This is a genomic window from Sinorhizobium saheli, from assembly GCF_001651875.1.
In the GTDB taxonomy this organism is placed as follows: domain Bacteria; phylum Pseudomonadota; class Alphaproteobacteria; order Rhizobiales; family Rhizobiaceae; genus Sinorhizobium; species Sinorhizobium saheli.
On the sequence record NZ_LNQB01000077.1, the window covers coordinates 21,806 to 30,935 of the forward strand.

Here is a 9,130-nt window from a genome sequence, read left to right on the forward strand (position 1 = left end):
ATGTGTCTGGGTGATGTAGGGCCTTGCATGCTCGTCCTATGCGTTGGTGTTTTTGATCTGTGGAGAGGGAAATGACATTTGGCGCATGGCTGGTGGGGAACGCTGGCGAAGGTGGTTCGAACGAGCGACTTCGGAAGTTCGCGGCTGACCGGGGCTCCGAATGGCCGTACGGCAGCGACGCCCCGGTCGACTACCTCAAGGTCATCGCCACCCATGCAGAACCGACTGAGCGAAAGGAATTGTTGGACATCGCCGGCAAGGCTCTTGAGCAATGGGAACAAGGGCGCGCGAGCGCTGGGAGTAAAGGCGGGTGGAGTGTTCTGTCGGGCCCCGTTCTCCTCGCTGGTTTTGGGATTATCATCGCAGCCATCCTGGCGTGGGGGATTTTCCAGGGGAAACTTCTTTCAGACATCGCCAAGCCGGAGCTGGCCCGGGGGCTGATCACGTTCTTGTTCGCTTTCTCCACGATCGCGATCATAATTCTGGTCGCAATCGCAACATTTTGGATGGACAAAGAAGAGGTGAAAGAGCGCTTCGGAAGCGCAAAGGACCTCATAACCATCCTAATCGGTGTGCTCGGTACCATTCTCGGATTTTACTTCGGCGCAGCCGACGATCCGTACACACGAAGCACCCTCTTGGCGGCAAACGTCACAACTTCAAGCCCGCAAGTTCGGGCTGGAGACAAAGCCTCTGTGACGGGGATCGTACTCGGCGGAGTTGGGCCTTATGACCTCAATATTGCATTCACCTCTTCTGCGGGCGGCGGTTTGACTCCGATAGACGTCAAGGGTTTTGCCGGCGGACGGTTTGCTCAGGAAGTGGCAATCGCAAGCGAATTTCAGCCATCCCTCGTCGGCTATCGCGTGACGGTGAGGGATGCCAATGGCACCCTGACGAGCGCCGATGGCACCATCTCGGTAGTGGCGCGATGACGCCCGTTCTTCGGTTGATAAGAATTGTCGTCGTTCTGGGGCCTGCCTCGATTGGAGCTGCCTGTGTGAGCGGGGCGCCAGTTGAGGAAGCGAGGGCGTTTGCCGAGGCGGCTGATGCGGTTACCGACGCAGGAACGCTCTTGTTTGACGGTCTCGCCGTGGCGGAGAGGCAAAGACGACAAGAATTACACAACGCAAATCCGGCGCAGAGATATGAGTTCAATGTCGACGACGCTCCTTATTTCGCGACCATAGGTGAGCCACCAGGGACCGAATCCTTCAGGCGTGCGCTTGCAGTAGTGACCGCTTATGCCGATCTGGTGGTGGCACTGGTGGAAGGCAAGGATGTTGCTGCATCCAAGTCTTACCTGGTGCAAATTTCAAACGACCTCAAGCAGATTACCGGCATACCGGGCGTGGCCGTCGCCGTTCAGACGCTCGATCCACTCATCGATCATGCACTGAGGGCCCATAGCGTGGCTGAAGCGCGTCGCTTGGTCCTGCAGGGGACGCAAGGCGTCGAAGACTTGCTCCTCGCGCTCAAGAATGCCGCTCCCACAATCTACAGCACGATGATTTATATGGACCGCAAGGTTCCGGGATCGTCGGAGTCTAAGACTGCAAAACTCAACGCCGACCGGACCAAAGTCGCAAATTTTGTAGTCTTGCTTGACCGGCTGCGAGCCACGTTCGGCATGTTGAAGGTCGCATTCGAACATCAGAACGGTCGAGCCGGACTAGCTGAATTGGCTGCGGAGTCTGCCCGACTTCGTGCCGATGTCGATGCCGCGCGAAAGGTTTTCGCCGGGGGATAGCAGTCGCCAATGGGAGGCCAACATGACATCCGTTTCTGAAGCGCGTGCGGCGGTCAACTCAAGCATGATCGCGATTGAAGACCGGCTGCAACAAGGCATAGAGGCCGACGAACAGGCTCAGCTCAAAGCAGCTTATGCGAGATTGTGGGTGATCCTCGGGCAGATAGACGAGTTGATGATGGAGCAGGCGGCTGCCTCGGTCGCGACCGCAGTGGCCAAGTTGGAGCGAGCGATCGCATCGGCGAAAACATCCGAGCCTGCCGTGTACAAGGCGGCGCTCCACCAGGCGCTTGGCGGGATTGGAATAGGCTCCGCACCCAGCGGGAAATCAGACGGCACGGGCGGGGGCATCAAGCAACCCACAAGTGGAAATGGAACGCCTGTGCCAACCGTTTGGGCCGACTTGATAACCTACTATACGTCGTACAAGGGTGTTCCGGACGGCTTGAGAGTCGCGAGCCTTTCGCAGTGGATCCTTGAATCGGGGAGGGGAGCAAGCAAGCTCGCTCGTGAACATCTGAATTTTGGCGGCTTGAAGTATCGGGAGCGCATGGTGGGGTATGCCCTTCCCGTCGACTACACCGGAACGGATGGGGAGGCCACGACATACTGTCGCTTCTCGTCCATTGCCGAGTTCGTAGCGGGGTATTGGCACTTTATCCGAAGCGGACCGTATGAAGGTTGGGATCAGCTCGGGGGCGATGGCGTCGCCTATATTCGACACATTTCGGCAAGCTACGCGGGCGATACTCAGTACGTCGGGAAGGTCCTTGGATTGTTCCAGGAAGCGCGCGACCTTCTCGGTATCAGTGGCACCAGCACAAATCCTGGTAACGGTGCGGTGTCCACGGCCTCCGACGGCACCCGCGTCGCTGTTGTAGTCGGGCATAACCGCGTAAGCAAGGGAGCTGCTTCCGTCACGCCGATAAATCTCATGGAGTTCGACTTCAACCAGATTGTCGCCCAGGGAATGAAGAGCGAGGCAGGTCATTATAACCTGGATGTTGAAGTCTTTTTGAGAGAGCCTAGCGGCAGCTACACGAAGGAGATCAAGGATGCATACGAAAAGGTGGCGACGTGGAAGCCAACCTGCATTCTGGAGCTCCACTTCAATAGCAACAGTGACCCGCAGGCAAACGGCCTTGAGATGTTGTGCCTTCCGAGTGCGAATTCGAGGACGCTTGCATCAAAACTGGTAGGCTCGACGAACAAGCTCCTCAATGTGAAAGTGAGACATACCGATGGCGTGCTCGTGCTCGCTCCCGGCGACAGAGGTTGGCAATCAGTTTCGGCATTGCCCAACATTCCAACCGTATTATGCGAGCCGTTCTTCGGTTCCAACCCAGGTGACTGCGTGGCAGCTGCAACCGTCGGTCGGGAGGCTTTGGGGCGTGCCTATTTGCGAGGAGTGCGCGACTGGATGGAGGCCAAAGCACTAAATGCCTGAAACAGCTGCCAAAGTCAGACGAGGAACGCTCTGAGGGTGCGCCTGATCTTGTCGTTCAATCTGGTCAGAGCGCTTGAAACAGTGAAGCAGCGAGGTCGGCCGCCCGTCAACGGCAGTCGCCAAAAAAAGAGGGTCGGTGCGTGTCGAAAGGGCGGGTCATCCGCCCCACTTCCTTCGTTCAGCATTGGAGTCTTGACCCAACCCCCGAGGACGATTGTTGCCATCAATCGCGATCCTGGAGCGTGTACGATGACCTTAAACCCATCTCAACGCATCAGGATGGCGGTCGTACGGAAACGGGCTCCCACCTTTCGGCGAACTTGGCTTTGTGGGAGGCCGTTTGCGCTTCGCGGTCTAACCCGCAAACTCTTGCGGTGATTTATGGGAGGAAGCTTGTAAAGGAATACAATTTCTAGTTCAAATTGAGTGTCGCATGGGGGGATAAGGCATGCTAGGAGTGTTCTCGAAAGGGCTAGTGGTGGAATTGGCCCGGATGTCAAAGGCGGTTTATCCCGGGCCCTTGAACCAGAAGACGCTGTTTATCGAGAACGAGCGCATTGTTGGCCAGCGATATGTCCATGGAAGTTACGGCCGAGGATTTTGCCGCGTCCTCTATAATGACCGCGCCGTGATAGTGGCCTTCCGCGGAACCCGGGAGGGCGTAGATTGGTTTGTATCCAACTTTGGCGCATTCCCGGTTCCGTTCGCAAAAGGCGGCGGTGGCAAGCCAGTGTACGTGCATCAGGGATTTCAGCGCACCCTGTATTACACAGATCGCACTTCTCAGAGGCCTAGCTTGGAAGCGCTCGTGTCTATCCTCGACGAAATTCAGGTGGGACAGCGTAGCCTTTACATCACTGGTCATTCGCTCGGGGGTGCACTTGCCACGCTGGCGGCAGCTAAGCTCCGTCACCTCCGACCTGAGCTGGTGGCAAGCAACCTGCGAGGGATTGTGACGTTCGGCGCTCCAGCGGTTGGGCTGAGAGCGTTCAAGGAGTTCTATGGGGAACTTCACGATTTGACACTCCGCGTCGTAAACGCAGCGGACGCAGTTCCATTTACGCCGCCCATCGCTTACTACCATGTTGGGCGTGCCGTCTGGTTGAGGCGCGACCAGGTTTCCGCGGACCCGGGTTGGCGGGCGCGTCTTGCGTCAAGCCTTGCACTGCTCTCCCCCCGATCATTCCGACGTGATCATTCGATGGTCGCTTACATGGCCGCGTTGACTGCACTCCCCTAACAACACTCGGACCGAGAAATATTCCCGCCGTTAAGGCCGACTTTCGGGATGCAAGCGAGACGAGATATGCCTCGAATGGCACAGGCCGGGCCGGAGGTCTACTTCCCAATGAGCGCAGGAGCAACGTACTTAAGATCCCGTGCACGGCTTGTTGCGAGGATGTTCACGTTCTGGGCTAAAAAGGTCGCATAAAGTATCGAAGGGAACTAGCCCCGCAGGCGAACAGAAGAAGATAAGCTTTAGCAGATGCATAGCTATTCACGCAGGTGGTTTGCGGTTCGTATCCCATCAACTGCACAGATGTCGGATGGCGGGGTCTCAGGTTCCGCTCCCATCAAAGCGGGAGATGCGACGCCGCGTCAGTCGAGTCCAATAATCCTCGCTGGCGCGAAGGTTTGGAATGTCTTCACGCCGGATATCATGCCAGACTTGAAGAGAGGCGTGCCGACGGCGCCTTTCATCCAACATTCCCGCTTCTTCTTGATGTAGGTGAACGCGACGCAGCGGTCATTGTCGATGCAAGCCAACCGGCACTGAAGGGGCGTTGCGTTCGAGATCGATGGGCGCACGCCAATATCACCTCCGGGCAGGTCGACGTCTTCGAATAGCGCCCTTTTGGGATCGATCGTGCCCATGCTGAACGACGTCGGGTCTGGATCCGCGCTCGCAAGGAACTTTCCCGAGATAGCGACAGCGTTGCCGTCCGCACGGCCCTCATCTGCCTTCAGGAAGCAGTTCGGCCCGCGCACTATCTTCGGATTGGCATTGAAGGTGAAAGCCTTACAGGTGCCGTTCATTTCTAGGCAGCTCCTGGCGCATTCCGCCAGATCGATCGTCCTCTTTGTTGCGAGGTCATCGCCAAACAGGTCAAGGCCGGTGTAAACGGCAATGCGCGTCGGCTTGCGGGCAAACTCCTCGATCGCCGACAATTTCTCACTCTGTCCGAGGCCGGCCGGCGCAGGATTGGCAGCGGCAAGTTGTTGGCCGCTCGGTTCGGAGGCGGTGTCGCTGTTGGAGTTTGCCGTCGAAGGTGGCGCGCCCTCGAGGGTGACGGTTGGGTTTGAGGGAGCGGGTTCAGTCGACGCTGACGCCGAGCCCTTGCGGTTGAGCTTGTAGCGGCCAATTTCCTCGCTCGAGAACACATGCATTTGCGACGGCGGGGTCTTGAACATCGTCGTCATGACTTCTGCCGGCGTGTCGAAGCGAGCTAGCATGTCGATGATGTCGGAGATTGAAAGCTGCGCGCTCACGAGGTCGTTCGATTCACTGGAGATCTGGTGGACGCCAAGCTCACCGTCTACTTGGCGTTCGACGCCGGCGAGGAAAATGAAGGCGCAGGCGGAGTAGCAAGCTTTCCCGGCCGGAATGAAGGTGGAGAGGCGCTTCTCGTGCACGTCGTCGGCGATCAACAGTGCCATCTGCACCGCGCCGCCGACGCTATCGAGCACCAGCAACCTGGCTTTCTGCGAAGCATGAAGCGCCCGCCGGAAATTCAGAGCGGAATAGAGGTCGATTTCGCCTTTGAGGGTGATGACACTTGGGTCGCCCTCGTCGAACGAGAAGGGGCCAAACTTTTTCGTGCCGGCCAGTGCCGGATTATATCCAAGCACAACGGCCAAGAAAAACGCCATCGCTCGGATGAGGCCGAATTGAAACCTCGGCAAGATTGGTGCTCCCACAGTCCGTCTATATTCAGAGAACATCGATCAAGTCCAAGTTGCAACACAAAAAAGCCATAACGGTTAATGTCGCAACAGATGAGAGATCTCGGCGGATGCACGTCTAACGGTTTCGTGGTCATCGTTCACGGACTCGGATGACGAGCGCGTGGGCTTGCTGTGTTTCGGAAAACGTTGGATGGTACAACCCAGGGGCGGGGATGTCATGCGACGATTTCTTGTTGGTGCGGCCGTAGCTGCAACTTTGGTCCATTGGCTCGGTTCGGTTGGCGACCGTGCTCCGATCGCCAAAACCCCACCGACGTCAGCAGAAATTGTCGCAGAGAAAGAGCTGCCCCTAGCAGTAGACCGCGCTGACATTTCTGTTGTTGCGCCTCAGCAAGACGCATCCCCGGGGGCAGCCGAAAGCGGCGACCGTGAGCACGTGATTGCGACTGTTTTCGTGCGTGGTAGCCGGGTTGCCCTGCGAAAAGGACCGGGCAAGGCGTTTGCCATCCTCGACAGATACGACGTAGGTAGGCCGGTCGGTTTGCTGTCTGTCGATGGCGAGTGGTCGCGTGTCAAAGACAATCTCACGCGGCGAGAAGGATGGATTGCTTCGCATCTCCTTAGCTCCGAGACAACGCGGTCGAAGCCAAAACGCGATTCACCCGCATCCGCTGAGCCGTCTAGTGAACAGCCAGCCACGATCCCGCGGATTTCCGACGCCGTGATTGTGCCGCGCATCATCGCTGAGTCTATTTCCAGCTACAGCGGTTCGTGCCCATGCCCGGAAAGTCGCGACCGGTCCGGACGGCGCTGCGGGCGTAGGAGCGCGTATTCGAAACCGGGCGGTGCTGACCCAATTTGCTATCCGGGCGATGTCTCAAGGGCGATGATCGATGCATTTCGCTCGCGATTGTGACGCGCGATCAGCTGCCCGCAGGCGTTAGCTGGAGCTCCTAGCGAGTGTGTCTTCGAAAACTTATCCGGCTCCAAGCTCTGACACCGACCGGCTGTAGCAAGTCTAGTACTAATCTCGGGAAAACGCGCTTGCCCCCTTGAATAGCTAGGGTTGCATTTCGTAACCTACTATCGCGACTCAGCAATGGGACGCTATCTGGTCACGAGGGTCTCACAGATCGGGGGGACTGGAGCAGCTGTTGAAGCTGTCAAGGCTTATGAAGGTATTCAATGCGAGTTCCATTGCGCTCTCCTTTGATATCGGACGATGCCAGCAGAATGCGCATAGCATCCTGATGACAGTATAGACGATTACGTCGATGAAGTGCCTTATCTACTAAGCGGTGCGGGGCAAGGGATTTGACCATAAGGGCACATGGCAACCTTGCCCCCTCTCGCTCCTGCAGCCCGGCTGGCGAGTGGACGTTCAAGCCTAAGAGCTACCCGCATTTCGATGCATTCCTCTCGGAGGATGACGCAAGATCGTTGGCAGCGGACCCCACCAGAGTGGCCTCGCACGCATTCTTTCCCTTCCTACGCTACCATCAGCGCTGGACGAAATTCACCGACAAAGGAGAGAAAGGGGATGTAAAAGAGCGTCCCATCAGGTTCGCTTCTCGCGCCGACTCGTACATCTTCAGCTACTATCGGCACCTGCTATCCCAACCTTTTGAGAAGGAACTCAAGGAGCGTGGCCTCGACGGTAGCGTTCTGGCTTATCGAAGAGTGATTGGCGCAAACGGCAGAGGCCAGTGCAACATTCATTTTGCCCTCGAAGCGATTTCCGCGATCCGCGCCCTCGGCAACTGTTGTGCGATAGCCTTGGACATTAGCAGCTTCTTCGAGAGCCTGGACCACGGGCGCCTGAAGGCAATTTGGTGCGGTCTCTTGGGCACGGATCGCCTTCCTGCTGACCATTACAGGGTCTTTCAGGCGATCACCGCGTATTCCGTCGTTGACCGCGAAGAGCTTTTTGAGCGGCTCGGCTACATCGGTCCCAAATACATGTCGAAAACGGGCGAGCCGATAAATGGCTACCTGGTCGAGAAGTCGCTCATTCCGCGCCGACTTTGTACGGGCCAGGAATTCCGGGAAAAGATTGCCGGTGGCGATGGCCAGAAATCTCTGATTAAGAAGCACCGGAAACCCTACGGTATCCCGCAAGGCTCGCCAATCTCAGATCTGCTTGCAAATTTCTACCTTCTTGATTTCGACACTGCCGTAAAGGCGAAGGTTGATGGGATGGGAGGGCGTTACTTCCGTTATTCAGACGACATTTTGATCGTGGTCCCCGTAGATCGCGTGGCAGCGGTCGAACTTGAGGAGTGGGTGAGGTCCCAGATAGTGCTCCACGGCCCGAAGCTGCGCATCAAAGCCGAGAAATCCGCCATCTTCTGCTATGAGGGGAGCGGTGGAGATCAAAGCTGGTCCAGGATAATGGGGGAGCAAGGAAAGAATGGGCTGGAGTACCTTGGATTTCGCTACGACGGCCGCAACATGTTCCTTCGCGATAGTACGCTAAGTGGACTCCAGCGGAAGGCCGCCGCCAGCGCTAAACGTGTCGCTCTGGGACTGCTTAGACGCTACCCTGAAAAGTCCACGGACCAGATTATCGCGGAGTTCAACGTTAGCGCATTTCTTCAGCGATATGGCCGCGTCCAGGACTTCGAGAGCAAGGCGGATGATGTGCGGAACTGGACTTTCTGGACCTACGCGACTAGGGCCGCAAAGATCACCGCGCCCTTAGGGCTGCCAATCTATCGGCAACTTAGAAACTATCGACGGAACATGCGAGCTCATCTAAAGCGGGCCTTGGAAAAAGGACGCTAAATGTACGCAAGTTGGTGACCTCAGGTGAGATTGCTTCACTTGCTTTTTGGAACGGCAGGCCGACTCGCAAACGCGTCTTTTGTCCGTATGCTGCGCTACCGAAGCAACTAAATGGCTGTTCGCCCTCAGAACGGAACCTCTGCGAGCAAGCCGAACGTTCTCGTCGGCCGTGAACAATAAGCGGACTTAAACGGCGCGGGCTTTTGCGCCGCTATTGAGCCAGGCCAGCAGCAGCCACAAAA

At 57.1% G+C, this 9,130-nt stretch carries 6 protein-coding genes; 5 read left to right on the forward strand and 1 reads right to left on the reverse strand.

The genetic code is table 11. The features are described 5' to 3' along the window. Positions 1-71: 71 nt before the first annotated feature. The 4 genes from ATB98_RS18070 to ATB98_RS30545 all read left to right on the forward strand — a co-directional run bounded on the left by ATB98_RS18070 (position 72) and on the right by ATB98_RS30545 (position 4,437). Positions 72-935 (forward strand): hypothetical protein, encoded by an 864-nt coding sequence (locus ATB98_RS18070; RefSeq protein WP_066875910.1) that lies wholly within the window; start codon positions 72-74, stop codon positions 933-935. Then, complete coding sequence (locus ATB98_RS18075) at positions 932-1,750, forward strand: hypothetical protein (protein ID WP_066875929.1); 819 nt, start codon at positions 932-934, stop codon at positions 1,748-1,750. The genes ATB98_RS18070 and ATB98_RS18075 overlap by 4 nt, the downstream gene beginning before the upstream one ends. Positions 1,751-1,772: 22 nt before the next feature. Then, entirely contained in the window at positions 1,773-3,197 is a 1,425-nt protein-coding gene (locus ATB98_RS18080) for an N-acetylmuramoyl-L-alanine amidase (RefSeq protein WP_167354093.1), read from the forward strand. Between the two features lie 493 nt (positions 3,198-3,690). Then, a complete protein-coding gene (locus ATB98_RS30545) occupies positions 3,691-4,437 on the forward strand; it encodes a lipase family protein (protein WP_167354094.1) in 747 nt (248 codons plus the stop codon). 359 nt (positions 4,438-4,796) lie between these two features. On the opposite strand, the gene ATB98_RS18090 is transcribed toward ATB98_RS30545, so the two are convergent. Beyond that, positions 4,797-6,101, reverse strand: a complete 1,305-nt coding sequence (locus ATB98_RS18090; RefSeq protein ID WP_234781939.1) for a PAN domain-containing protein — start codon at positions 6,099-6,101, stop codon at positions 4,797-4,799. A 1,443-nt stretch (positions 6,102-7,544) separates the two neighbouring features. On the opposite strand from ATB98_RS18090, the gene ATB98_RS18095 reads away from it, so the two are divergent. Continuing rightward, a complete protein-coding gene (locus ATB98_RS18095; RefSeq protein WP_234781940.1) occupies positions 7,545-8,888 on the forward strand; it encodes a reverse transcriptase domain-containing protein in 1,344 nt (447 codons plus the stop codon). Positions 8,889-9,130: the final 242 nt, after the last annotated feature.